Genomic DNA, 25,935 nt, shown 5'->3' on the forward strand with positions numbered 1-25,935 from the left:
CAGGGAAACGGTTATGAAAAACGACAACTCTGTCAAAGCGGTGCGTGGCAGTTTCTTCGACATTACCCGGGTGGTGGATCAGCCCGAGGAGATTGAGGCCAATGCCCGTCTTATCGAGGATGGCCTGCTGATCATTCGCAATGGCTGCATCGACTGGTTCGGTCAGTGGGAGGAGGGCAAGGATCGCATTCCGGCCGAGGTGCGGGTGCGCGATTACCGCGGCAAGATGATAGTGCCCGGCTTTGTCGATACCCATATTCACTATCCCCAGAGCGAGATGGTGGGGGCCTATGGCGAGCAACTGCTGGAGTGGCTCAACCGCCACACCTTCCCGGCCGAGCGGCGCTACAACGACCTCGAATATGCCCGCGAGATGTCCACCTTCTTTATCAAGCAGCTGCTGCGCAACGGCACCACCACGGCGCTGGTGTTCGGCACCGTCCACCCCGAGTCGGTGGATGCCCTGTTCGAGGCGGCGAGCCGCATCAATATGCGGATGATCGCCGGCAAGGTGATGATGGATCGCAATGCCCCCGATTATCTGCTCGATACCGCCGAGAGCAGTTATGTGCAGAGCAAGGCGCTTATCGAACGCTGGCACGGCAACGGTCGCCTGCTCTATGCCATCACACCACGATTTGCACCCACCTCGACACCCGAGCAGTTGGCGATGGCGCGGCGACTGCGCGAAGAGTTTCCCACCACCTATCTGCACACCCATCTGTGCGAGAACAAGGACGAGATCGCCTGGGTCAAATCCCTCTTTCCGGCGCACAAGGGTTATCTCGATGTTTATCACCAGCATGGGCTCACCGGCCACAACTGCGTCTTTGCCCACTGCGTCCATCTGGAAGAGCAGGAGTGGGATTGTCTGAAGGAGACCGGCTCCACCATCGCCTTCTGCCCCACCTCGAATCTTTATCTCGGCAGTGGCCTGTTCAAGCTGCACAAGGCGTGGCGCAAGCAGGTGAAAGTGGGGATGGGCACCGACATCGGCGCCGGTACCACCTTCAACATGCTGCAGACCCTCAACGAGGCCTACAAGGTGATGCAGTTGCAAGGGGAGCGGCTCTCGGCCTATCAGGCCTTCTATCTGGCGACCCTGGGCGGCGCCCATTCGCTGGGGCTGGACGAGAAGATCGGCAGCTTTGCGGTGGGCAAGGAGGCGGATTTCGTGGTGCTCGACCCGGTCGCCACCCCGCTGCAGCAGCTGCGTTATGACAACTCCACCACCCTGCGGGACAAGCTCTTTGTGTTGCTGACCCTGGGGGATGACAGATCCATCTACCGCACCTATGTGGATGGCCAACTGGTACACGAACGGGGGTAGGGGATGGAGGGGGCTGCCTCGGCGCAGCCCCGCAGAATACGGAGGCTGGCGTACTCCAACGGGGGCGCCAGTTCCGCGGCACGACAGGGGTTCTCCCCGCAATAGAAGGTGAAATGGCCCGGTTTTTTGACCAGCAAGGCAAACGTTTGAGTCAAAGCTGCCTCTCCTGGTCTCTCTGTCGCTTCAGGCTGTCACTGCACAGGCTGGTATCGACAGATCCGCAGATCCTGCCGCCATTTCGTCATGGAACATTCAGGCGCGTGTGAAGGAGTTGGGTATGACCCAAGCAAACAGCAGGATTAACAGCGTGGAAGGGCAGGCCAATAGTGACGCCAGCCAGAGCGCATCGCAGCAACAGCCGATCACGGCTCTTGATCGCTATTTCATGATCAGTGAGCGGGGCAGCAATATCAGACAGGAGGTACTGGCGGGCCTCACCACCTTCCTCGCCATGGTCTACTCGGTGATCGTGGTGCCGAGCATGCTCGGCAAGGCGGGCTTTCCCCCCGGCGCCGTGTTTGTCGCCACCTGTCTGGTGGCGGGTTTTGGTTCGCTCTTGATGGGGCTTTGGGCCAAGTTGCCGATGGCCATCGGCTGCGCCATCTCGCTGACAGCCTTTACCGCCTTCAGTCTGGTGCTGGGGCAGCAGATCCCGATCCCGGTGGCGCTGGGCGCCGTCTTCCTGATGGGGGTACTCTTTACCGCCATCTCGGTGACCGGGGTGCGGAGCTGGATCCTCGACAATCTGCCGATGGGGATTGCCCATGGCACCGGTATCGGTATCGGTCTCTTCCTGCTGCTCATCGCCGCCAATGGCGTGGGGCTGGTGATCAAGAACCCGCTGGAGGGGTTACCGGTGGCGCTGGGGGCCTTTACCTCCATGCCAGTTATCATGTCCCTGATCGGCCTTGCGGTGATCTTCGGGCTGGAGAAGCTGAAAGTGCCGGGCGGGATCCTGCTGGTGATCATCGCCATCTCCATCTTCGGCCTCATTTTCGATCCGGCGGTGAAGTATCAGGGGCTGTTCGCCCTGCCGAGCCTCTCGGATGCGCAGGGTCAGTCCCTGATCTTCAGTCTGGATATCATGGGGGCGCTCTCGCCGCTGGTGTTGCCGAGCGTGCTGGCGCTGGTGATGACGGCGGTATTTGATGCCACCGGCACCATTCGCGCCGTGGCGGGGCAGGCCAACCTGCTGGATAAAGATGGGCACATCATCAACAGCGGCAAGGCGCTCAGTGCCGACTCGGTCAGCAGCATCTTCTCCAGTCTGGTGGGGGCGGCCCCGGCTGCCGTCTATATCGAATCGGCCGCGGGCACGGCGGCGGGGGGCAAAACCGGCCTGACCGCGACCGTGGTCGGCGGCCTGTTCCTGTTGATGCTGTTCCTCTCGCCGCTCTCCTATCTGGTGCCGGCCTATGCCACCGCGCCAGCCCTGATGTATGTGGGGCTCTTGATGCTGAGCAATGTCACCAAGCTCGATTTCGATGACTTTGTCGGGGCCATGTCAGGGCTGGTCTGTGCGGTCTTTATCGTGCTTACCTGCAACATCGTCACCGGCATCATGCTCGGCTTCAGCTCGCTGGTGATCGGCCGCATCTGCTCGAAGGAGTGGCACAAGCTCAACGTCGGCACCGTGGTCATCGCCCTGGCGCTGGTGCTCTTTTATGCTGGGGGGTGGGCTATTTAGGGATAACCCTCCCGTTTGGGGTCGCACTGGCGGCCCCATTTTTATGTTTGAGTTTTTTATGTCTGTGGCGCTCAGTCCGCCCACGCGGGTTATCACGCCTCGGCCGTCTCCGCAGTTGGGTGGTCTCATCGCGATACCATTTTGATAAATCCCCCTACCAGATTGATAGGCTCACGCCCTTGCTGTCCCCGCTCTGCCGTATTTTTCACCGCCGATGCGCCTCATTTGCTCAGGGGTAACGCTTGGCTTGTCGCTGCGAGCCAGCAAAAGCGGGTTAGATGGGATCCCCTTCACACTTCTCCCCATTGTCCTGACGATGGCGGGAAACAGGCGCATATCTTGCTGTTTTTTATGCCGGTTCCAGATTTTTCCCTTCGAAAAAAGGACTTGCATATGTCCATAGGATTACCGCTCAAGCGGGTGGATGCCGAGGCCAAGGTGACCGGCAGCGCTCGCTATACCGATGACAACATCATGCTCGGGATGCGCCACGCCAAGTATGTGCGCAGCAATATCGCCCACGGCAAGGTGCTCGCCATCGATGCAACCGAGGCGCTGGCCCTGCACGGGGTCGAAGCCGTATTTACCCATGAAGATGTGCCCACCACCTGTTTTCGCACCGCCGGCCACGCCTGGTCCCTCGATGAGGCAAAACGGGATGTGAAAGACCGCCGTCTGCTCACCGACCATGTGCGCCACTTCGGCGATGGGGTTGCCATCGTGGTGGCGCGCGATCCGCTGGTCGCCGAAAAAGCGGCCTCGCTGGTCAAGGTGACCTACGAGCCGCTGCCGGTGATGACGGATGCCCAAAGCGCGCTGGCCGATGGTGCCTATCCCATTCACCCGAGCGGCAATTTGCTGCGCCAAAGCCAGCTTCGCGCCAATGATCCGGAGCAGGCCATTGCGGCGGCAGACCTGCAGTTTCAAGGGCACTACCGGACGCCGGTGGTGCAGCACTGCCATCTGGAGACGGTGACCTGCTACGCCTACATGGATCAGCCGGACCACATCATCGTCGTCAGCAGCACCCAGATCCCCCAGATAGTGCGCAGCCGGGTGGCGAAGTCCCTCGGTCTGCCCTGGTCCAGCGTGCGGGTGATCAAGCCCTATATGGGCGGCGGTTTTGGCAACAAACAGGATGTACTGGAAGAGCCGATGGCGGCGTTTTTGAGCTACAAGCTCGGCGGCGTGCCGGTCAAGGTGACCTTGAGCCGGGAAGAGTGCTTTTTCGCCTCCCGCACCCGCCACGGCTTTGCCATCGATGGCAAGATGGGCCTCAACCGCGACGGCTCCCTCAAGGGCTATCAGCTCGACGTGCTTTCCAACACCGGCGGCTATGCCTCTCATGGTCACTCCATCGCCAGTGCCGGTGGCAACAAGATCAGCTACCTCTATCCGCGCAGCGCCTTCGGTTATGACGCCAAGACTTTCTACAGCAACCTGCCCACCGCCGGTGCCATGCGCGGTTACGGCGCGCCGCAGGTGATTTTTGCCCTCGAATGCATGCTGGATGATGCCTGCGCCGAGTTGGGGTTAGACCCGCTCGATGTGCGGATCGCCAACGTGGCGCGCGAAGGCGACGTCAATCAGGTCAACCAGAAGACCATCTACAGCGCCGGGCTACCGGACTGCCTGCTGCGTGGTCGCGAGATGTTCGAGTGGGATCGCCTCAAGGCCGAGTGCTTGGCGCAGGATCCGGCAAGCCGGGTGCGGCGCGGCATCGGGGTCGCCTGTTTCAGCTACGGTTCCAACACCTATCCGGTGGGGGTCGAAATTGCCGGTGCCCGCATGCTGCTCAACCAGGATGGCACCGTCAATCTGCAGATCGGCGCCACCGAGATAGGGCAGGGGTCGGATACCGTCTTTGCCCAGATGGCGGCCCAGACTTTAGGCATTCCATTTGAGCAGATCCGGGTCATCTCGACTCAGGATACCGACATCACCGCCTACGATCCGGGCTCGTTCGCCTCGCGCCAGAGCTATGTGGCGGCCCCCGCCATCCATCAGGCGGCGCTGCAACTGCGGGCCCGCATTTTGTCGCTTGCAGCTCAGCTCTGCCATCAGGATGTGGGGTCCCTGACCCTGATCGATGGCTATGTGGTGCTGGCCGGTGCGCCGGACAAGGTGCTGATCAGCGTGGCCGAGGTGTCGGTCAACGCCTATTACCACCTCACCATCGGTGGCCAGATCACTGCCGAGGTCTCCCACAAGACCACCACCAACCCGCCGAGTTTCGGCTGCACCTTTGTCGATCTCAGCGTCGATATCGATCTCTGCAAGGTGACCATCAATCGCATCATCAACCTGCACGATGCTGGCAAGATCCTCAATCCGCAGCTGGCGGAGGGGCAGGTGCACGGCGGCATGGGGATGGGGATCGGCTGGTCACTGTTTGAGGAGATGATCATCGACGCCAAGACTGGCGTGGTGCGCAACCCCAACCTGCTCGACTACAAGTTTCCCACCATGTTGGATTTGCCTGAACTCGAATGCGATTTCGTGCAGACCTATGAGCCCCAGTCGGTCTATGGCCACAAATCCCTGGGGGAACCGCCCATTATCTCGCCGGGCCCCGCCATCCGTAACGCCATTCGCATGGCGACCGGGGTGGCCATCAACGAGCTGCCCATCACCCCCAAGACCCTGTTTCGGGAGTTTGTCGCGGCGGGTTTGATTGGCAAGGGATCAGGGGAGGAGCAACACCATGTTTGATATTGCCCGTTACTACAAGGCGCACAGCGTGGCCGAGGCGGTCGCCCTGCGTCAGGCCGACCCAGAGGCGCGCCTGCTGGCCGGTGGCACCGATGTGATGATCCAGCTGCATCACCTCAACGCCGCCTATCGCCATATCGTCGATATTCACGACTTGCCCGAGCTCAAAGGGGTGAGCGAGTTGCCTGATGGGTCGATCCGTATCGGCTCCGGCACCACCTTTACCGAGATCATCGAAAACGAACTGGTGCAGCGCCGCCTGCCGATGCTGGCCGAGGCGGCCGCCACCATAGCGGGCCCGCAGATCCGCAACGTCGCCACCTATGGCGGCAACATCTGCAACGGCGCCACCAGTGCTGACTCGGCAGCGCCCACGGTCGCGCTGGAAGCCGAGCTGGAAATTGCCGGGCCAGACGGCACACGCCGCATTCCTATCGCCGGTTTTCACACCGGCCCCGGCAAGGTGGCGCTGCAACCGGCGGAAATCCTGGTGGCGTTTCACTTTGCCCCGGACTCACACCCCCATGTGGGATCCCACTATTTCAAATACGCCATGCGGGGTGCCATGGATATCGCCACCATCGGCTGCGCCGCCTACTGCCAGATTGAGGATGGTCACTTCAAGAGCCTGCGGCTGGCCTACGGGGTGGCGGCCCCGACGCCGGTGCGCACGCCCCACGCGGAAGCTGCGGCCGAGGGGCAACCCCTGACTCGCGCCACACTGGCAGCCATTGCCGAGGCGGTGGTGGCCGACGTGGCGCCGCGCTCCTCCTGGCGGGCAGAAAAAGAATTTCGCCTGCACCTTATCAAAACCCTGGCGCAGCGGGTGGTCGCCTGCGCAGTCGAACGTGCCGGAGGCCAGATCCTATGATGCAACCGCAAACCTGTCCCGCCGTGGAGATCCAGTGCGAGATTAACGGCAAACCTTACTCCTACGCGGTGTCGCCCACCATGTCGCTGCTCCACTTCCTGCGCGGGCAGGGGCTGATCAGCGTGAAAGAGGGGTGCAGTGTCGGCGAGTGCGGCGCCTGTACCGTGCGGGTGAATGGCACCGCCATCGACAGCTGCCTCTATCTGGCTGTGTGGGCCGATGGCAAATCCATTCGCACCGTGGAGGGGGAGCGCAAAGGCAATGAGCTCTCCGACGTGCAGCAGGCTTTTATCGACGAGGGGGCGGTGCAGTGCGGTTTTTGCACCCCGGGCCTCGTGATGGCGAGCGCGGCTCTGCTCGACAAGACCGAGCGCCGTCCGCTGACCGATGCGGAGATCCGCCGCGGCCTTTCAGGCAACCTCTGTCGCTGTACCGGCTATCAGAACGTGGTGCGGGCGGTGAAAAAGTGCTGCAAGGAGTGACAGTTCGGGGGCCGTGATTCTGAGTGATGTGCGCCGTTGTTTGAAAAAAGGAAATCAAGCCGCCCAAAAACCACAGGCCCGCCTCGAAAGAGGCGGGCCTGCTGCTGACTGACGCCAGGAGACATCACACTTTTGGCTGGTCGATCACCAGTTTGCCATCCTTGACCGGAATGGTGGCGCCGGGGGCTTGCTTCATGCGGATCACCCCCTCTTGACCTGCGAGGCGATAGGTCACGTCATAACCGATGGTGTTGACGCTGCTATCCTGCACGGTTTTGCAACGCTGCTCGGTGGTGGTGTAGGTATCTCCCGCCTGCATATTGCCTTGCACCTGATTACCGGCATAACCCCCCGCGACCGCCCCGGCAGCGGTGGCCACCTTCTTGCCGCTGCCACCGCCAAACTGGTGGCCGACCACGCCACCCAGTGCCGCGCCGACCACGGTGCCGAGGATCTTGTGCTCATCCTGTACCGGCTTGCGGTGAGTCACGGTGACGTTGCGACACTCCTGTCGGGGGGTCTTGATGGTCTCGGTGATCGGTTTACTGGCGATCACCTCGGCAAAGGTGGGCTGCGGCGTAAAGAGGGAGCCACTGGCTGCCGCCGAGAGCGCCAGGGCCGAGGCGATGCCAATACCGATACCTGCCATCATGGATCTGTTCATTTTATGGTTCTCCTGCATACCCATACGGGCTGTTCCAATCTGGCGCCATCTTGTCATAACCGGTTGGCCGGACAAGGCGAGGGGGGCGGCTCTGCGACAACTGCTGGCAAGGTCAAAAAATAGCCACCCCGAAAAAGTGTCTGGCTTTGGCGACAACGCACTGAAAGTGACCAGTTTCCGGCGCGTGGCGGGCTCTGCGGGCGCGACAAGGAGCAATTCGAGTCGCATTTTGCAATGACATTCGCGGGCAGAAGGCAAGAGCGGCAAAATGCTGACGACTGTTGGTCAGGCATTTGCCATGAAAGCGGATATCGGTGGTCCGTGATCGGCGCCAACTGGTTGATAAATGGCTATAGCCCCCTTGAGCAGATGCCGATAAGAGATTACGGCAAGCATTTTGCTTTGATTGAGTGGCAGGCAAGGGTGAACGGGTCGGCAGACAACCGCGTAAGACCTGATATGAAGATGTTCACCCGAGGTCACCGGATCAACGAGGGGGAGATATGTCAATGTTACCCAGCTGGATCACCCCGGCCATCCAGGCCAACATCATCACGGCGCAGCAGGCCGAACGTCTGCTCTCATCCCTCTACCGGCCCCTGGCCGAGCAGGGCGAGGAGCTTCCCGCCGATATCGCCGACATCAGCCTCAAACTCTACTGCTTCCGCCAGCAGGGGCGGGTACGCCACTAAGGCTGAATAAAAACACCCCGCGCCAGGCACGGGGTGTTGTCACTCATGTATTACTGCGTCAACTGGCCCATCAGGCCATCATCACTTGCGCTACCAGCATCAGGGCGCCAAATCCCAACACAAAGCCCACCATGGGCAGCACGAACTTGACCCACTTGTTGAACTGGATGCCGAGCATCTGCAGAGTGACCAGCACCAGTCCGGTGGGGGCCAGGAACAGCATGGCGTATTGCCCCCAGTTGTAGGCCGACACCACGATATAGCGCGGGATCATCACGGTATCCGCCAGCGGCGCCATGATGGGCATGGAGAGCACCGCGAGCCCGGACGAGGAGGGCACAACCAGCCCCAGCAGGGTGAACACCAGCATCTGCGCCACCGCGAACACGGCGCCGTGCATGCCGGAGACCAGATCGGAGGCGTAGGCCAGAATGGTGTCCGAGATCATCCCCTGATCCAGCACCAGATTGACCCCCCGTGCCAGCCCGATGATAAGCGAGACCGCCACCAGCTCCGACGCCCCCTGAGTGAAGGCCTCGACCGCCTCTTTCTCTTTGAGGCCGGAGATAAAAATGATGATGATGGCGATGGTCAGGAAGGAGGCCGCCATCTGCGGGAACCACCAACCCGCCATGGAGACGCCCCACACCATCAGCGGGAAGGCGAGGATAAACAGGGTCAGAATGATCTTGCGGCGCAGGGTGAAGGGCACCCCTTCGTCCATAGAGCCCTCTTTGAGAAAACGGGCGCGAAAGCTCTCTCTGTCCTCATAGGTGTAGGAGAAGGCCGGGTTGGCCTTGATCTTCTTGCAGTACCAGTAGAGATAACCGATCACCACCAGAGTACCCACCAGACAGCCAACGGCGCGAAAGATCAGTCCCTCGGTAAAGGGAATGCCGGCGGCGTTGGAGGCGATCACCACCGAGAAGGGGTTGATGGTGGAGAAGGTGGTGCCCATGGAGGCGGCGAGGAAGATGGCTCCTACGCAGACGATGGAGTCATAGCCGAGCGCCAGAAAGATGGGCACCAGTATGGGGTAGAAGGCGACCGCCTCTTCCTCCAGTCCGCAGGTGGTGCCTCCCAGCGCCATCACGAAGCAGACCAGCGCCACAAACAGGAACTCGTTGCCCCGGGTCTTGTGTGAGAGGGCGACCAGCCCTGCACTGAAGGCACCGGTCTTGTTGATGACGCCGATCAGCCCCCCCAGCACCAGAATGAAGACGATAATATCCGCCCCCTCGATGGTGCCCTTGACCATGCTGACCGCCACGTCACCGAGCCCCTTGGGTGCCTGCTCCAACCGGGCATAGGTGCCGGGAATGGCGATGGGTTTGCGGATGGTTCCGTTGGTAAACAGGGTGAGAGCGTGAACATTTTGTTAAATTTCACCCAGTTTTTTGAGACCCGCATTGAGTACCGTTTCCAGATATTCACTGCTCATTCCTGCGATTTTTTGCTTCCGTCTTACGCTCGCCTTGCGTGAAGTCTCGGCCCTGAGCATGTTCAGCCCCATGTGCCGGATGCACGCCAAAATCTCTGCGGCATCACCGCGATAAATCGGGCAATCATCCTCGCCCATCGTGACGTCCAGCACCCAGTGCAGGCTATTTTCGATGGCCCAGTGCCCACGCACCGCTCGCGCAAACTCATCCTGCACCAACGCTTTGGAACTGATGAAATAACGCTGCTCTATGGTAATTTTTTGCATATTTTCAACGCGATAGGAGATGGCCACGCCAATGCTGTGCAACTGTTTCCAATGAGGAAACTGGGCGGCCAACTCGCCCGCCGCCATGACATGGTACTCACGACCATCGATGCGGCCATGAGCCTTCTCAAGCGTCATCGTCTCTGCGCATAACGGGGTGGCCGCCAGCGGGGCGAGGGCCTGTCGAACCGCCTCGAACAACTTGGGTTGGTTGCCTTTGACGGCCAATAAGTAATCGCCACCTTGCTGAAGGATGGTCTCGGCGATCTCGGTCTGGCACCCCATCGCATCGATGGATACCAGGCAGCCTTTGATGTCGAGCAGCGCCAGCAACTCGGGAATAGCGGTAATTTCATTGGACTTGGCGTCGGTTTTTATCTGTCCGAGCACCAGCTTATTGGCGGCGGCATAGGCACTGACCATGTGAATGGTCGACGTTCGATCCTCACGGTCATAGGAACTGCGCAGGGTTTTGCCATCGATAGCGACCAGGGCGCCATCGGTGTGCTGGTTAATGGCTTGAGTCCACCGCACAAAGGCGGCCTGAAACGGCTCTGGTTTGATGCCGGAGATGATCCTGGCAATGGTGTCATGGACAGGAATGCCGTTTTTAAACAGTCCCTTGGATTGAAACCAGGGAAGATGAACCTCGCCGAAATCCTCAATATCTTCCCAGCCCTCAGCCCCGCCGATCACGGCACAGACGGTGAGAAACAGGACATCGTAGAAGGGATAATAAATCTTGGCATGCTGGCGAGGGTCGTGAATATTGTCGAAGAACTGAGCGAAAACGGCATCAATAGACATGAGAGCACTCCTGAAAAGGAGCATGAGATCACAGCCGGATCACCAGGTCAAATTTCAGGGTGAGGATGTGAGCAAATTGTTAACTATGGAAATCATGGAAATTATCATTTTTTGGATTTCATGCGCATTTTTTGAGCTGAAATGACGTGCAGTGACGATTAAAAAGTGTGAAGGCGATCCTGACTATAAAGTTAACTGCATATCACAGGCCTATAAGTATTTGTTTTGTAGGCAAAAAACTATTTTTAATTTTTAACAAAATGTTCACGATCTCGCCCTGCGTTGGTAAATTGTTCCACCGCAATATTGATATTGAGTTTTGCCAACGCGTCCTGAGTGGCGGGTATGCGGCTAATGTCACCCTGTGGGCTATTGACCATCAGGCTTTCACTGGCCGGATTATAAGAGAGTTTGGCATAGGCGCCCGCTGGAATTATCCAGGTCAGCGCGATGGCCAGCAACATAATAAGAAACAGAATAGTAAACGCAGTGGGGAATTGTCTGCGTGGCTTGGTATTCGGCACGGCACACATAAAATGCTCCTTGATAAAGCAGGTTTGGGCTCGGCGGAATATCGGGTCGATAGGGTTTCTGCGTCATACATCTCGAATACGCAAATTCACTGTGGATTGCGTAGTGATTGGCGAGAAATCTGGCCTGATATTGAACATCCGGTAGATTTTTTCACGCTGTAACCGTAACCCGTGCGCGGTGGGATGAACATGGTGCAGTGCTCGCTTTATGGGATGGCTCACAGAATATATTTGTCGAAAGTTTGATGGCTGGTATTAAATGAACCGCATTATGCAATAACTATTTCATTTTACGGTCAACGTAACTGGCCTTAAATAAACGTCATGAAAATAGTGTGCTTCGAGATGAATGAAATATCAGATAAGGCGTTTTTGATTCAATAATATTCAGGCATCGTCAGTTTTCGCTATTCGCCAAAAATAGCGCGTGAAAAAAATGGCACGCTTTCCCGTAATGAAATATTTGTTTGCAACGAAGAGCGGGGGGCCCGTTTGACGGGAGGCCGCCCCCTCTACGACGTTTTGCTAATACCTGCCGCCACAGGCGCACTGTTAGGCTGTCATCCCCATAAGAGACCAGCGATGGGCAGTATGCCCATGTCGCTTGTGATCTCTGAATGATCCCGGAACAGCCCGTTGTGTGCCACCCGTGAGGAAGGAACCCGATGACAGTGCAGAATATCTATGAGCGTGACCTTGCCAAAACCGCCGCCAATTTCGAGGCCCTGACCCCCATCAGTTTTTTGGGGCGGGCGGAGCGGGTCTATCCCGACTATCCGGCGCTGATCCACGGCCCGCTGCGCCAGAGCTGGGGCGAGACCGCCCGCCGTTGCCGCCAGCTTGCCTCGGCCCTGCGGCTTCGCGGCATCGGGGAGGGGGATACCGTCTCCATCGTCGCGCCCAATATCCCGGCGATGTTTGAAGCGCACTTCGGGGTGCCGATGAGCGGCGCGGTGCTCAACACCATCAATACCCGGCTCGATGCCGAATCGATGGCTTTTATCTTCCAGCATGCCCAGAGCAAGGTGGTGCTGGTGGACAGGGAGTTCGGCGCCGTGGTGCGCAAGGCGCTGGATCTGCTGGAGAGCCAACCGCTGGTCATCGCCATCGACGATCCCCTCTACCGGGAGGGGGCGCTTATCAGTGACCTCGACTATGAACAGTTCCTTGCGCAAGGGAGTGGCGATGAACCCGGCTGGTTGCCAGAGGATGAGTGGCAGGCGATTTCGCTCAACTACACCTCGGGTACCACTGGCTATCCCAAGGGGGTGGTCTATCACCATCGTGGTGCCCACCTCAACGCCATCAACAATGTGCTCTCCTGGGAGCTGCCCAAACATCCCGTCTATCTCTGGACCTTGCCGATGTTTCACTGCAACGGCTGGTGCTTCCCCTGGACGCTGGCGGCCACCGCCGGGGTGAGCGTCTGCCTGCGCCATGTGCAGGCAGACGACATTTATGAGGCGCTGCTCGAGCACAAGGTGAGCCACTTTTGCGCGGCGCCCATCGTGCTCAATATGCTCAATAATGCCGATCCGGCGCTCAAGCAGGGGCTGGATCACCCCATCAAGGTGATGACCGCCGGTGCTGCGCCGCCCGCGGCCGTGATCGCTGGCATGGAGGCGATGGGGATCGCCGTGACCCACGTCTATGGCCTGACCGAAACCTATGGCCCCTGCGTGTTGTGCGAACCGCAAAGAAGCTGGCAAGGACAGGATGCCACCACGCTGTCGCGTCTCAAGGCACGGCAGGGCGTCGCGTCGCCCCTGCAGGGGGAGATGCGGGTCATCAATCCGGTCAGCGGTGAGCCGGTGGCCAAAGATGGCAAAACCATGGGGGAGATAGTGCTGCGCGGCAATGTGGTGATGAAGGGCTATCTGAAAAATCCCGCGGCCAGCGCCGAGGCGATGGCGGAGGGGTGGTTTCGCAGCGGCGATCTGGCGGTATGGCACCCGGATGGCTATGTGGAGATCAAGGACAGATCCAAGGACATCATCATCTCCGGCGGTGAGAACATCTCCAGTCTGGAGGTGGAAGATGTGCTATATCGTCATCCCGATGTGGACGAAGCGGCGGTGATCGCCATGCCCGATGAGACGTGGGGGGAGGTGCCTTGCGCCTTCGTAAAACTGAAAGAGGGGCGAGAGACCACCCAGGCCGAGCTGATAGCCTTTTGCCGCGAGCAGATGGCCCACTTCAAGGCCCCCAAGCGCATCATCTTCACCCCGCTGCCGAAAACCTCTACCGGCAAGGTGCAAAAGTTTGTGTTGCGCAAACAGCTGGGATAGCGCTCAACAAGCTCCGTGACAGCGCCGGCGTGGCCATCAATGTGAGGGAGAACAGCAGGAGAATGGAGGGTCGCAGGCCCTCCCGTCGTTTGGCTAGCCTGCCTTGCAGGCAACGCAATTGCGGCCAGTCTGTTTGGCCTGATAGAGCAGCTGATCGGCGCGGGCGTAGAGGCTCTCCATCAGCTCCCCCTCGCTATTTTCCACCAGACCGGCGCTGATGGTCATGATGAGCACATCGCCATCTGGCAGGGGGAGCGGACTTTGCATCACTTGCTGGCGCAACCGTTCGGCCAGACAGGTTGCCGCCGACAGCGTGGTGTTGGGCAGCAAGATGGCAAATTCGTCGCCGCCGATCCGGGCCAGCACATCTTCGCTGCGCAGCACCGACAGCATCACCTTGCCCAGATGGACCAGCGCCTGATCCCCTAGCGGGTGACCGTAGCGATCATTGATGCACTTGAACTGATCCACATCCAGCACCATCAGCACCGAGCTGAGGTGGTGGCGTATGTTCAGGCTCAGGTTCTTCTCGCACATTTCGAAGAAGAAACGGCGGTTGTAGAGGCCGGTTAGGCCATCGCGCACCGACTGCTGGTGGAGTTGCTCCTTGAGCTGGTGCAGTTCGGTAATGTCAGAGGATATGCCGATCAGGGTCGGGGTGCCATCGGCCAGCAAAAAGGGCACCTTGACCGACCAGTAGTAGTGCTGATTGCCCTCGCTATCGGTCAGCGTCTCTTCCCCGGCCTGCAGCTCACCGGTTTCGAAGACCCGGTTGTCCAGCCGCCACAGCTGGCACGCGCTGGCCGCCGGAATCACCTCGTCATCGCGCCGGTTGATGATCTGCTCGGCAGGCAGACCGAGCAGGCCACACACCTTCTGATTGACGTAGAGAAAGTGGTGCAGGCTGTCTTTCATATAGATATGGGCATCGACGTTGGCGAGGACTATCTCCAGCAACTTGTGCTGTTCTGCCAAGCGCGTCTCGATCAGCTTGTGCTCGGTGATATCGGTGGAGATGCCGCACAGGCCGATCAGCATGCCATCCCTGTCATACATGGGCTTCTTTACGGTCCAGTAGACTCGTTTCTCACCTGTGGGTTTGAGATAGTTGACCTCTTCCCGGGCGATGGCGATCTGCTGATCCAGCACCTGTCGATCGTTTTGCTGAATGGCGTTGGAATCTTCAAAGGAAAAAAAAGACGTGTCATCCTGGCCTTGCAGCTCATCGAGAGTACAGCCAAAGAGATCCAGCACAGCCTGATTGGCATAGGTGTAACGGCCATCCAGATCCTTGGTAAAGAGGTAGGCGCCCATCTCGTTAAAGACGGATCTGAGGTGATCCAGCTCATGCTGCAATCGGGTAGAGAAGGGTTCATCCTTCATGGGGCTGGCCATCCTTGGTCATTGTTCCGGGTCGGTTGTATACGGGGCCAATCTGTATCAACTGCTTTAAATTAAGCACTGATCCTCACATATTTCGCGATTATTTCCGCAGCTTCTGCGCCATGTCACACGGTTGTCATCGCTGGTGAGGTCAAAAGAAATCAGCTGAGTCCGTGGCTATTCTGATCTCCCTTCCCCTTATATCGGCCCGGCATCGTGGGCCATCAGCAGAGAAGTTGACCGGCACTCAAATGCACCAGCCCGAGTGGCACAAAGGGCAACAAACAGGTCTTTAATCAAACTGTTTTCACTGTGTCCCTGATATCATCTCTTGCAACGCAACATGGGGAGGTAGGAGATGGCAGTGGCACCGTTTAAATGGGATGACGCAGTTCAGTGGGACGGGCCGGGGGCCATTGCAGGTAGCGAAGAGATCTTGAGTGCCGATCGGCTGGAACGCGCCCGCTATGCCGAATTTTTGACCAACTACCTCGCCGCCGAAGGCAAGCAGCGCAACTATGTGCTCAACCTCAATGCCGAATGGGGTGCAGGGAAAACCTGGTTTATCAAGCGCTGGTATATGGAGCTGAAAGCGCACTATCCCACCGTCTATATCGATGCCTGGCAGCAGGACTTTTCCGACGATCCCTTATTGACGGTTATTTCATCGATCATTGAACAGTTGAAAGAAGAAGCGGGTAGTCGACAGCTTTCCCCCTATCTATCGACCAAATTGGCATCATTGTTAAAAGCAACCGCGCCGATAGTGACCAAGGCTCTGTTTAAAAAAGTCTCTGGTATCAATATCGATGAAGTACAGGAGGTCATTACGGCTGATGATGCGGGGAAACTGGTTGAATCACTTTTTCAAGACACCCGTAAAAAGACAGAAGCAGTACAGTTGCTCAAACACGAAATACAGCAGTGGGTAGAGGCGATTATTGGCAAGAAAAAGAAACAGGCACCCGCTTTTATCCTGATTGATGAACTGGATCGCTGTCGCCCATCTTATGCTGTAGAAATGCTGGAAACCATTAAGCATATTTTCGATATTCCCGGGGTGGTATTTGTACTGGCAACAGATACTGAGCAGTTACAGCATGCCATAAAGGTAATATATGGCGAAGGATTTCATGCATCTGCTTATCTAAGACGTTTTTTCAGGCGGCAATTTTCCTTAAAAGAAATATCCAAAGCGTCATTCATTGAAAGCTATATGACTCTTGACGGTACATCATATGAGCACCTTTTCCCAAGATTTAAAACAATAAACGAATTTTCATTGTTGCTATCTGTAATCGCAGATGCTTTCGGTCTTAAACTTCGAGATATTGAGCAGTACATAGACAAAGTAATGGCTGCAATATCAAACGTTAGCGATGATTTTGATTTAGTGATTTTTTCCATACTTCTTTTATCCAAAGAGCATGATCCTGACTTATATAGGCAGATAGTGAATTTAGAACTATCACTCAGAAATGATAATAAAAAGCCAATATCTAATGTTGGGTTCTACGAACGATTTAAAGTGAATGGTATGTTGTGCTTTAATTTGCCCTCAGAGAGTAATGGTACAGAGCTTTTAAAGACCGAAATAAGCATATCTAAATATATAAGTTGTTTCTTTTACTCCATAAAACATAAAGCGCAATTAGTCGCAGAAAGGAACGCGGTTGCGATAGGTGGGGTATTGGGGCAACATCATATAGATTCATTCACAATTGCTAGCAAAGAAGAGACACTATTGGCTTATCATTTGGCAAATCAGACTATCAATATTAATGAGTACCAAGATCTTGTTGAACTTGCTTGCTATTTAAAATAGAAATGGGCATAAGCCCATTTCTAAACAGGAATATTATTTTTGATGCCGCTCATAAAGCCGCTGCACGACATCCTGCAATCCCAGCCCCTCGTTTTGCAGCAGCACGGTGAGGTGGTAGAGCAGATCGGCGGATTCGTTAATGAGCTCCTCCCGATCCTTGGCCATGGCGGCCAGCGCCACTTCCACACCCTCTTCACCGACCTTCTGGGCGATGCGCTTGGTGCCTTTACCGTAGAGGCTGGCGGTGTAGCTGGTGGCCGGATCTGCCCCTTTGCGGGCCGCCAGGATCTGTTCCAGCTCAGCCAGAAAACCGAGCGGCGGCAGCGGGTGACCATTAAAGCAGGAGGGGGTGCCCTTGTGGCAGGTGGGGCCGACGGGGTTGGCGGCGATCAGCAGGGAGTCCTGATCGCAGTCGGTGCTGATGGCCACGAGTTTGAGCACATGGCCCGAGCTTTCACCCTTGGTCCAGAGCCGCTGTTTGCTGCGGCTAAAGAAGGTGACCTGACCGGTGGTCTGGGTCTTTTCCAGCGCCTCGCGGGTCATAAAGCCCTGCATCAACACCTCGCCGCTGGCGGCGTGCTGGACGATGGCGGGTATCATGCCGTCACACTTGGCCCAGTCGAGCCGCTCCACGAGCGGGATCTGGTTTGCAATCTCTTGATTATTCACGGATGGCGACTCCTTCATTTTTCAGCCAGCGTTTCAATTCGGGAATGGGGATAAGGCCCTTGTGGAACACCGAGGCGGCCAGCGCTCCGTCCACATCGGCGAGGGTAAAGGCATCGCGAAAGTGTTCCATGGCACCGGCGCCGCCGGAGGCAATCAACGGCACCTTGCAGACGCTGCGCACCAGCTTGAGCTGTTCAAGGTCATAACCTTGGCGCATGCCGTCCTGATTCATCACGTTCAGCACGATTTCGCCCGCGCCGCGTTTTTGCACCTCCTGCACCCAGTCGAGGGTGTGCCAGGCGGTGGTGCGGGTGCGGCTCTCGTCACCGGTAAACTGTTTGACCTGATAGTGGCCCGTTTCGGCGTCGAAATAGGAGTCGATCCCCACTACCACGCACTGCACGCCAAAGCGCTCGGCCAACCGGCTGATGAGGGTCGGATCGGCCAGGGCAGGGGAGTTGATGGAGACCTTGTCTGCACCAAATTCGAGGATCTGGCGGGCATCCTCCACGCTTTTGATGCCACCGGCGACGCAGAAGGGGATGTCGATCACCTCCGCCACCCGGCTCACCCAGCTCTTGTCCACCACCCGCTCGTCGCTGGAGGCGGTGATGTCATAGAACACCAGCTCGTCAGCGCCCTCCTCGGCGTAGCGGCGCGCCAGCTCGACAATGCCACCCATCACCTCATGATTTCGAAATTGCACTCCCTTGACCACCACGCCATCTTTGACGTCGAGACAGGGGATAATACGCTTTGACAACATGCTCGTTGCTCCATGTAACGCACGGTTAAAACATCATGTTTGCCGACTGACTTCCGGGTCAGGCGGGTAACGCCAATCACATGCTTTCACAGCGGGATCCGTTGTGGAAAAAGACGCGGTTTGAGGTGCGTGCTTGCCGGGGGAACCACCACTATATGCATGACTTTATTCAGTGATTCAACCCTTTATCCCTCTTTGTCGTCCCGGATGGGCGGCCACTGGTCACCTTGGCCGTCACATCGTCGCCGTGGAGGGCGCGCAGGGTCAGCAGGGCCGCATCGAAGTCGAAGCCTCGCAGTTGCCTTGCCAGCAAGGGTCCCTTGGGGCCCAGGCTTGCCAGCAGGCTATCGGCATGCTGTTCGAACAGGGGAATAACGGCCGTGTCGCTTTGCAGCAGCAGTCCTTCCATCTGGCGCAACCACTGTTGCTGCTGATGGTGACTGGCCGGAGAGGCGGCCTTGGCGGGTTCGGTTTCTACATCCCCAAGTTGCCGGGTCAGTTGGGCCAGTAGCGAAGAGATCTGCGCCATCAGCTCACCCCGGGTGTCGGGAGACCGGGCAAGGGCATGTTCGAGCTGCAGGGCAAGGTCGGCCAGCGTCGTCAGCCCCAGGGTGCCGGCAACGCCGCGCAGTGTGTGCACCAGTCGGCGGGCTGCCTGTTGATCCAGTGCTTGCAGCAACCGGGTCAATTGCGCCATATCCTGGCTGTGTTCCTGCGTGAAATGGCGCAACAAGGCGAGGTATTTCGGCTGATTGCCCTGCAGGCTGGCGAGTCCGGCGGCGAGATCCATCCCCGGCAAGCTCTGCAGCCTGACGAGCGGGGGCAGCAGGGTGTCGCTGGCCGCTTGTCGAGTCTCTTGAAGGGGTGAGGCGACAGCGGGTAACCAGAGCCGCAGCGCCTCGAACAGTTTGGCCGGGGTCACGGGCTTGGCGATAAAGTCATTCATGCCTGCCGCCTCGCACGCCTTGCGATCTTCTTCATAGGCGCTGGCGGTGAGTGCCAGAATAGGCACCTTGTCCCAGCCTGGCAGGGCCCGGATGGCACGGGTGGCACTGTAGCCATCCATCAGCGGCATCTGGATGTCCATCAGGATGAGATCGAAAGGGTGCTGGCTGACACGCTCCAGCGCTTCCTGACCATTGACTGCGGTTTCAATTACCAGTCCGTTGTTATTGAGCAGCTCCAGAACCACCTCGCGGTTGATGGCGTTATCCTCCACCAGCAACACTCTGGCATGGTTGGCAAAATAGAGCGTCTGTTGCACCGTCTGCTCAAGGGGGGCGGGTTGTTGTGGCTCACCGCGCCCCGGGGACAACCGGGCAGTAAACCAGAAGAGGCTGCCCTTGCCCGGTGTGCTGCTGACACCCACCTCGCCCCCCATCAGGGCGGCGAGCCGACTGGTAATGGCGAGCCCGAGCCCGGTACCGCCGTATTTGCGGGTAGTGGAAACATCGGCCTGCTCGAAGGCCTGGAACAGCTTTTTCCGTTGATCCTTGCTGATCCCGATACCGGTATCCTCCACTTCAAAGCGCAGCAGATAGCCGCTTGGCAGCGGTTGCTGTACCCGCACCCGCAGGGTGATTGACCCCTGCTCGGTAAACTTGATGGCGTTGGCGGCATAGTTGAGCAGTGCCTGGCGCAGTCGGGTGATATCGCCATGAACCCAGGCGGGGGAGTCACCGATGTCGACGATGATGGTGAGCCCCTTGGCTCTGGCCTGCTCGCTCATCAGGGTACTGACATTGTCCAGCATGGTGGTGAGGGAGAAATCGTCCAGCTCCAGCGCCAGTTTGCCCGCGTCTATCTTGGAGAGATCCAGGATGTCATTGATGATGCTGAGCAGGTGTTGGGTGGCTTTGTCGATTTTTTCCAGTCGTTCATGCTGGGTGCCGTCGGGGGAATCTCGCTTGAGCAGGTAGGTGAGCCCCAGGATGGCATTCATTGGGGTGCGGATCTCGTGACTCATGTTGGCAAGGAAGGCACTCTTGGCGCGGTTGGCACTCTCCGCGCGCTGGTGAGCCTGCGCCAGTTGCAAGGTGCGCTCATTGACCATCTCTTCCAGATGGTAGCGATATTGATCCAGCTCCTCGCCGAGCTGTTTTTTCTCCGTGATGTCGGCCTGCACGGTGACAAAGTGGCTGATCTCGCCGTTCTCCTGACGGATGGGGGAGACGGTGGCCAGCACCTGATACTGGGAGCCGTCCTTGCGCCGGTTGATAAACTCACCGTGCCAGCGCTGACCATGCTTGATAGCATCCCACAGGGCCACATAGGTCGCCTGCGGTGTGAGTCCCGATCGCAGCAGAGAGGGGGGCTGGCCTATCACTTCGCTCTTCTGATAGCCGCTGGCGGCAAGGAAGGCGGCATTGACATACTCGATGCGAGAGTCGATATCGGTGATAAAAACGCCGTCAGGGCTCTGCTCCAGCGCCAGCGAGAGCTGGCGCAACTGTTGCTCGGCCTGTTTGCGCTCGGTGATGTCTAGGTGTATGCCCAGCAGGCGTAGCGGTTGCTGTTGTGCATCCCGATAGACGCTGCCCTTGCTGCTGATCCAGCGTACGCTGCCATCTGGCAGCAAAATACGAAATTCGAGATCCAGCGGGCGGGGCGGTTGGGGCAGTTGGGCCAACAGCGCGGCGATGCGGGGTTGATCATCGGGATGCAGACAGGCTTGCCAGTCATTGAAATGGCCGAGTTGTTCCACGCTGCGGCCATAGAGACGGGCGCATTCGGCCGAGAAGAAGATCCTGCCGCTCGGGATCTCCCACTCCCAGATACCTGCATGGGCCCCTTCCTGCGCCATCAGCAGCCGCTGTTCGCTTTCCCGCAGGGCGGCGCTGGTACTTTCGGCCTTGATACGGGCGCTGATGGCATCATCCATCAGATTCAGCGCCGCCAGACGGGCACGGCGCTGGGTATCGAGCGCCAGTTGCTGATTATGCAGCAACTGCTGCTCGGCCAGCTTGCGCTCGGTGATGTCCTGCACGGTGCCATACAGCTCGACGATGGTGCCGTCACTGTTGCGCAGTGCCGCTCCCCGGGCAATGATCCAGACAGATCCTTCGTGCTCGTGGAGCACCTCGGCGTCGCACTCGTAGGGCTGACCGTCTTGCAGGCAGCGTTCTACGGCCTGGGAAATAGCGCGCCATCCTTCCTGACTGAAATACTTTTTCACTTCCGGATAGATGGCTGGCGGCAGCGCGGGATCTCGGCCATAGATGCGGTAGATCTCCTGCGACCAGAAATGGGTGTCGTCGGCAATGTGCCAGCGCCAGTTGCCTATCTTGGCCAGGTGCTGGGATTCACGCAGGATCACCTCGTTGCGGCGCAGGGCCTCTTCGGTCTCCTTGCGCTGCTGATTATCCTCGATGATGGAGATGAAGTAGTCTGGCTCGCCGTTGAGATCCCTGACCAGCGCCACTGTCAGGGTGACCCAGAGTACCTCGCCGCCCTTGCGCAGGTAGCGCTTCTCCAGGGTGTAGTGGGGGCGTTTCCCCGCCAGCATCTGGGCCACATAGGACTGGTCGATGAACAGATCGTCCGGATGGGTGATCTGCTGAAACGTCATGTTCATCAACTCGTCGGCCTGATAGCCCACCATGTCGCACAAACGCTGGTTGACCCGCAGCCACTTGCCATCGGGAGAGACGAGGGCGATGCCCACTGCGGCTTGCTCGAAGGTCGCCTGGAAACGGGTTTCACTCTGCTGCAGGCGGGACTGGGTACTCAGCAACTCCTGCCAGCGCTGGATCTCTCTGGCCCGCGAGTTGTGCATGGCGGCACTGAGCAGACTGATGAGGACACCGTTGGCAATCAGGATCCCCCATTGCACCAGATCCTGTCCCATGCCGATGGCGAGCTGATGCAGTGGCGGCAGCACGTAGTAGGTGGTGATCAGGGCCGTCACCAGGGTGCTGAGCAGACCCGGCAGCAGGCCGCCGAGCAGGGCACAGACAATGATGGGTAGCATGAACAGCACCAGCAGGGGCCGCTCGCCAAAGGCGATGGGCAGCTGGATCCTGAGTTGCAGCATCAACAGTGGCAGCAGCAGAGCCAGCAGGCATGCTCCCCACTGTTGCCGAGAGCCTCGTTTTTGCCATGCGCCGAGCCACTGCATCATAGAGACTCCTCGGGGGGCGGTGGTGCCTGTGGATAAGGCGGTTGCTGTCCGAGCTGGCGTGACAACTCATTGATCTGATGTTTGAGCGCCAGCATGGCCAGCTCCCTATCCACCATCACCCGGTTGAAACGCTCCAGTTCGCTGTTCTGCTGACGCAGTTCCATGGCCTGTCGGGTCAGCGCCTGCTCGACCTGCTCACGCTCGGTCACATCCAGCAACAGGCCAAGTACGGCGGGTTGGCCGCGGTAGTCCACATGCCGTCCGTAGAGCTCTACCTCTATGTTCTGCTGATCGTGATGCAGCGCGGTGAAGCGGGTGTGGATCTCGCACTCTTCCTGCTCGCAGTGCTGCAGTTGTTCCGCCACTCTGGCGCTGTCTTTCGGGCTGATCAGGGCGGGCAGGGTCCCCACCTTGAGCAGGGCGTGGGTGGAGGGGTAGCCAAACAGGCGGGCAAAGCCCGGATTGATATAGCTAAGCTCTCCCCGCTGAATGATGTAGATACCGGCGAGAGATTGCTCCACCAGCGCGCGAAACAGCCCCTCCCGCTCCTGCAATCCGGCCTCGGCGCGCTTGAAGTCGGTGATGTCGCGGGAGATGCCGAAGATGCCGATCACCTCGCCATCGCTGCCTTGCAGTGGTCCCTTGGTGGCGAGAAATACCCGGTCACCGCTGGGCAGGGTCAGGTACTCTTCCCGCGTTTCGACCTTGTCGCTGGCGATCACCTGGCGTCCCAGCTCCATCAGCATCTGTGCCTGATCGGGGGGAAAGATGGCCAGATCGTCCTGTCCCAGGATCTCTTCGGGTGACTTGCCCACAAACTGGCAAGCAGCCCGATTGAACAGGATGTATTTGCCCTCCTTGTCCTTGGCGAAGATGGCATCTTCCGAACTGTCGGCAATGGCGGAGAGCAGTTGCAGCGCCTGCAATCGATCCGCCTGGGAGTGGCGTACCTGCTCGGCGATTTGCAGCTGTGTATGCTGACGCAACAAAATGATGCCGGTGTTGGCGATGAAAAGCACCAACAGGCCAGTCAACACAATCCAGATGCTCTCCCGGAGGGCGGACTGATTAAGCTCGGATTTGTCTATCTTGGCCAGCAGATACCAGTCGGTGCCAACCACCCCGGTGATGGTGCCAAATACGGCGATATCACGGTAGTCCTTGCCAAAGAAGAGCCGGGGACCGCCCGCTTTGTCATGCTGGCGCAAAAACTGGGCGGCCAGCAGCTCCTTTTGCTGCAGCGGCAGTTGCAGGGTGAGCGCCGAGCTGGGCCGGTAGCGTACATCGTTGAGATATTGCACCTGTTCGCCATGCTGGCGAAAGAGCATGGCTTCCCCGCTGCTGTCGGGAATGGGCCAGCTTCTGAGGATCTGGTTGATCCAGTCGCTGCCGTTGGTCTGCAGCACGATGAAGGAGAGAGGGCCCGTACCGGCGGGCAGCGGTGCGACAAAATCGAGTCGGGGCTGTGACCGAGCATCGAGATAGGGGCCTACCCGCAGGATCTTGCCGGCTTCCAGTCCCTTGAGCGCCTCGCGCAAGGGCGGGGTCATGTCACCGGCCAACGGTGTGCTGAGCAACCGCTGTTGATCCGGCCCAAACAGGGTGGCGCCATCAAATCCGCGCAAGGAGACAAATTCAATGAGGCGTTCCTGCAATTGCTGACGTCCGGCCGGGCTGTCAGCGCGGGAGATCGGTCCGGTGTAAAGCGGGTTTTCAATGAGCTGACGGGCATCTTGTTCCCGGTTTTCGAGCCATTCGGCAATGCCTGTGCTTTTAAGATCGGCGATAGCCTCGATACGGGCGACCTCCTTGTCCCGGGTTTGCCCCAGATTCTGGGCGATGGCCATGCCGGTCAGTACCATGATCAAGCTGTTGAGCAGGATAAAGGGGAGCAGTTGGCGTCTGGAGAGGCGGCTGCTCACCGTGGGTTGATCGATACGTCGGCGCAGCATGGCATAGAGCATGAACGCCGTAATCAGAATAAACAGCCAGCCCTTGAGGGTGCTGGCCAGGGCAAACTGGGCCGGTGAGCGAAACAGCAACTCCACCGCCTTGTCAGAGAGCAGGATCCACAGGCTGGCCACCGCGGCATAGGTGAGTACTACATTGAGGACATGGGCGCGGGTAAACGGAGGCTGTTTAGCCATGCGTCGCCTCACTGTCATCCTGATAGCGCTCGGCAATGGCGACAAATTGCTCGAAATGGCTGTCAAACGCCGCTACTACATCCGGATCGAAATGTTGGCCGCTCCCCGAGAGGATCAGGGTCCGGGCCTCCTCATAAGGCATGGCGGGTTTGTAGACGCGGACATTGATGAGGGCATCGAAAACGTCAGCCAGCGCCATCAATCTTGCCGAGAGGGGAATGGCATCCTCCTTCAGACCATCGGGGTAACCGCTGCCGTCCCACTTCTCGTGGTGCCAGTGGGCAATCTCCTTGGCCAGGGTGAGGAATGCCAGGGGCTGCTCTATGTCTTGTTCTGCCTGCTCGATGGCGTCGCTGCCGAGTTTGGCGTGAGTGCGCATGACGTCCCACTCCTCTGCGGTCAACTTGCCGGGCTTGCGCAGAATGTGATCGGGAATGCCCACCTTGCCGATGTCGTGCAGGGGGGCCGAGCGACTCAGCAGATCTATGTAACGAGGCGTCAGGGTGTCGCTAAAGCGGGGGTGGCTGGCCAGCGCGCAAGCCAGTTGCCGCACGTAGCCCTGGGTGCGCAGGATGTGGTTGCCGGTCTCGGGGTCGCGGATTTCTGCCAGATGAGCCAGCGCCCGAATGGAGACCTGCTGGATAAGATCATTCTCGGTCATCCGGCGGGCCACTTCCGCTTCCAGCGCGGCATTTTGATCCTGCAGCCCGTCACGGGCCCGTTTGGCATCCAGCTGGGTACGTACCCGTGCCTGGACGATGCTCGGTTTGATGGGTTTGGTGATGTAGTCGGCGGCCCCGAGAGAGAGACCGAACTCCTCGCTCCGGGGATCGGCCAGGGCGGTCAGCAACACCACGGGAATGGTGCTGGTCTGCGGGTTGGCGTGCAACTGCTTGAGGACGTCATAGCCATCCATGCCCGGCATCATTACATCAAGCAAGATGAGGTCGGGCACGGTTTTGCCGTTGGCAATGCGCAAGCACTTCTCTCCGCTCTGAGCGGCCAGCACCCGATAGGTGGGAGAGAGCAGGTCGGTCAACACCATCAGATTCTCGGGAGAATCATCGACAATCAGGATGGTGGCGGAGTGAGATGTGAACATGAGCGCTCCGTGACAGTGTCGCAATGATTTCGAGTGTAGAGTCAATTGTTACCAATGGGTAGGGGCTTGGCGCGATCTACCCCTTGATGGAGAGGCTTCCGGCCGGATGATCTGGCAGGGAGCCCCTTCTCAATCAACGTCCTGATGGC

General features: G+C 58.5%; 17 protein-coding genes and 1 pseudogene. 8 read left to right on the forward strand and 10 right to left on the reverse strand.

Annotated elements, in window-relative coordinates; translation table 11 throughout:
- The first annotated feature begins 13 nt into the window (after positions 1 to 13).
- The 5 genes from guaD (at position 14) to xdhC (ending at position 7,082) form a co-directional block, all read left to right on the forward strand.
- Entirely contained in the window at positions 14 to 1,330 is a 1,317-nt protein-coding gene (guaD, locus tag I6G90_RS04245) for a guanine deaminase (protein WP_042062623.1), read from the forward strand.
- 385 nt (positions 1,331 to 1,715) lie between these two features.
- Positions 1,716 to 3,017, forward strand: a complete 1,302-nt coding sequence (locus I6G90_RS04250) for an NCS2 family permease (protein ID WP_197931153.1) — start codon at positions 1,716 to 1,718, stop codon at positions 3,015 to 3,017.
- 393 nt (positions 3,018 to 3,410) lie between these two features.
- Positions 3,411 to 5,729, forward strand: coding sequence for a xanthine dehydrogenase molybdenum-binding subunit XdhA (xdhA, locus tag I6G90_RS04255; RefSeq protein WP_197929876.1), 2,319 nt, complete (start codon positions 3,411 to 3,413; stop codon positions 5,727 to 5,729).
- Positions 5,722 to 6,600 (forward strand): xanthine dehydrogenase FAD-binding subunit XdhB, encoded by an 879-nt coding sequence (gene xdhB, locus I6G90_RS04260; RefSeq protein ID WP_197929878.1) that lies wholly within the window; start codon positions 5,722 to 5,724, stop codon positions 6,598 to 6,600. Before xdhA ends, xdhB begins: the two co-directional genes overlap by 8 nt.
- Entirely contained in the window at positions 6,597 to 7,082 is a 486-nt protein-coding gene (gene xdhC, locus I6G90_RS04265) for a xanthine dehydrogenase iron sulfur-binding subunit XdhC (RefSeq protein ID WP_139409758.1), read from the forward strand. Before xdhB ends, xdhC begins: the two co-directional genes overlap by 4 nt.
- A gap of 124 nt (positions 7,083 to 7,206) precedes the next feature.
- On the opposite strand, the gene I6G90_RS04270 is transcribed toward xdhC, so the two are convergent.
- Positions 7,207 to 7,746 (reverse strand): glycine zipper 2TM domain-containing protein, encoded by a 540-nt coding sequence (locus I6G90_RS04270; protein ID WP_042062616.1) that lies wholly within the window; start codon positions 7,744 to 7,746, stop codon positions 7,207 to 7,209.
- A 503-nt stretch (positions 7,747 to 8,249) separates the two neighbouring features.
- On the opposite strand from I6G90_RS04270, the gene I6G90_RS04275 reads away from it, so the two are divergent.
- Positions 8,250 to 8,438, forward strand: coding sequence for a hypothetical protein (locus tag I6G90_RS04275; protein WP_040069812.1), 189 nt, complete (start codon positions 8,250 to 8,252; stop codon positions 8,436 to 8,438).
- A gap of 70 nt (positions 8,439 to 8,508) precedes the next feature.
- On the opposite strand, the pseudogene I6G90_RS04280 reads toward I6G90_RS04275, so the two are convergent.
- From I6G90_RS04280 to I6G90_RS04290, 3 genes and pseudogenes are all read right to left on the reverse strand, one after another.
- Positions 8,509 to 9,792: pseudogene (locus tag I6G90_RS04280) on the reverse strand (YfcC family protein); the annotation flags it as partial.
- A gap of 24 nt (positions 9,793 to 9,816) precedes the next feature.
- Positions 9,817 to 10,953, reverse strand: coding sequence for an ISAs1-like element ISAs12 family transposase (locus I6G90_RS04285; RefSeq protein ID WP_021141311.1), 1,137 nt, complete (start codon positions 10,951 to 10,953; stop codon positions 9,817 to 9,819).
- Positions 10,954 to 11,198: 245 nt separating this feature from the next.
- On the reverse strand, positions 11,199 to 11,486 hold the full coding sequence (locus I6G90_RS04290; RefSeq protein WP_232254405.1) for a hypothetical protein: 288 nt from the start codon (positions 11,484 to 11,486) through the stop codon (positions 11,199 to 11,201).
- Positions 11,487 to 12,151: 665 nt separating this feature from the next.
- On the opposite strand from I6G90_RS04290, the gene I6G90_RS04295 reads away from it, so the two are divergent.
- Complete coding sequence (locus I6G90_RS04295) at positions 12,152 to 13,774, forward strand: acyl-CoA synthetase (RefSeq protein WP_197929880.1); 1,623 nt, start codon at positions 12,152 to 12,154, stop codon at positions 13,772 to 13,774.
- A 93-nt stretch (positions 13,775 to 13,867) separates the two neighbouring features.
- Here the strand turns inward: I6G90_RS04295 and I6G90_RS04300 are convergent, their stop codons facing one another.
- A complete protein-coding gene (locus tag I6G90_RS04300; RefSeq protein ID WP_197929882.1) occupies positions 13,868 to 15,157 on the reverse strand; it encodes a sensor domain-containing diguanylate cyclase in 1,290 nt (429 codons plus the stop codon).
- Positions 15,158 to 15,515: 358 nt separating this feature from the next.
- On the opposite strand from I6G90_RS04300, the gene I6G90_RS04305 reads away from it, so the two are divergent.
- Positions 15,516 to 16,982 carry a KAP family P-loop NTPase fold protein gene (locus I6G90_RS04305; protein WP_232254406.1) on the forward strand — a complete coding sequence of 489 codons (1,467 nt, stop codon included), beginning with the start codon at positions 15,516 to 15,518 and terminating at the stop codon, positions 16,980 to 16,982.
- Between the two features lie 33 nt (positions 16,983 to 17,015).
- On the opposite strand, the gene hisIE is transcribed toward I6G90_RS04305, so the two are convergent.
- From hisIE to I6G90_RS04330, 5 genes are all read right to left on the reverse strand, one after another.
- Positions 17,016 to 17,582, reverse strand: a complete 567-nt coding sequence (gene hisIE / locus I6G90_RS04310; protein WP_232254449.1) for a bifunctional phosphoribosyl-AMP cyclohydrolase/phosphoribosyl-ATP diphosphatase HisIE — start codon at positions 17,580 to 17,582, stop codon at positions 17,016 to 17,018.
- Between the two features lie 61 nt (positions 17,583 to 17,643).
- A complete protein-coding gene (gene hisF / locus I6G90_RS04315; RefSeq protein WP_042655750.1) occupies positions 17,644 to 18,417 on the reverse strand; it encodes an imidazole glycerol phosphate synthase subunit HisF in 774 nt (257 codons plus the stop codon).
- Between the two features lie 169 nt (positions 18,418 to 18,586).
- Entirely contained in the window at positions 18,587 to 22,534 is a 3,948-nt protein-coding gene (locus I6G90_RS04320; protein WP_197931154.1) for a PAS domain S-box protein, read from the reverse strand.
- Positions 22,534 to 24,684, reverse strand: coding sequence for a PAS domain-containing protein (locus I6G90_RS04325; RefSeq protein ID WP_197929886.1), 2,151 nt, complete (start codon positions 24,682 to 24,684; stop codon positions 22,534 to 22,536). The genes I6G90_RS04320 and I6G90_RS04325 overlap by 1 nt, the downstream gene beginning before the upstream one ends.
- Entirely contained in the window at positions 24,677 to 25,786 is a 1,110-nt protein-coding gene (locus I6G90_RS04330; RefSeq protein WP_197929888.1) for a response regulator, read from the reverse strand. Before I6G90_RS04330 ends, I6G90_RS04325 begins: the two co-directional genes overlap by 8 nt.
- Positions 25,787 to 25,935: the final 149 nt, after the last annotated feature.

It is taken from the genome of Aeromonas allosaccharophila (genome assembly GCF_016026615.1).
GTDB lineage: Bacteria > Pseudomonadota > Gammaproteobacteria > Enterobacterales > Aeromonadaceae > Aeromonas > Aeromonas allosaccharophila.